The sequence below is a fragment of the Cupriavidus sp. SIMBA_020 genome, from assembly GCF_046535395.1.
GTDB lineage: Bacteria > Pseudomonadota > Gammaproteobacteria > Burkholderiales > Burkholderiaceae > Cupriavidus > Cupriavidus campinensis.
This window is the reverse complement of sequence record NZ_JAWRWU010000120.1, coordinates 1-389: the sequence shown is the minus strand read 5'-3', so window position 1 is coordinate 389 and position 389 is coordinate 1. Positions and strand designations below refer to the sequence as shown.

Annotated in this window: 1 protein-coding gene; it reads right to left on the bottom strand. The window is 68.4% G+C overall.

Going from position 1 to position 389, the window contains the following annotated elements; translation table 11 throughout:
• On the bottom strand, window positions 1-200 hold a 200-nt coding region (locus SB751_RS28430), incomplete at its 3' end, for an FAD-dependent oxidoreductase (RefSeq protein ID WP_410748841.1).
• Window positions 201-389 lie beyond the last annotated feature (189 nt).

Here is a 389-nt window from a genome sequence, read left to right as displayed (position 1 = left end):
GCTGCCTCCAGCACGACCACCCGGGCGCCGCGCTCGGCCGCATGCAGCGCGGCGCTCAGGCCCGTGAAGCCGGCGCCTATGACGAGCAGGTCCGCGAAGTACGTGCCGCTCGGCAGCGGCGCAGTTGCAGCGGCGGGCGCGGCGGTGGCCGCCCACAGCGATGGAGGCAGGCGGCTTGGGTCGAGGCTCGCGTCAGGCATGGCAGATTCCCCATCCGGAATGGTCCGGTGCGTTTGCATGAATAGGTGTCGTTGAAGAAAACGTGCGGGTGAGGTTCGCCGAGGGTTGGCCGAGCGTGCATGGCAAACGGCCGGGATGCCGTCCGCCATGACTGAGACGGGCTTGCATCGAAGGTTGTCTTGCGTCGAGGGCCATGCGTGTCCTTTCCG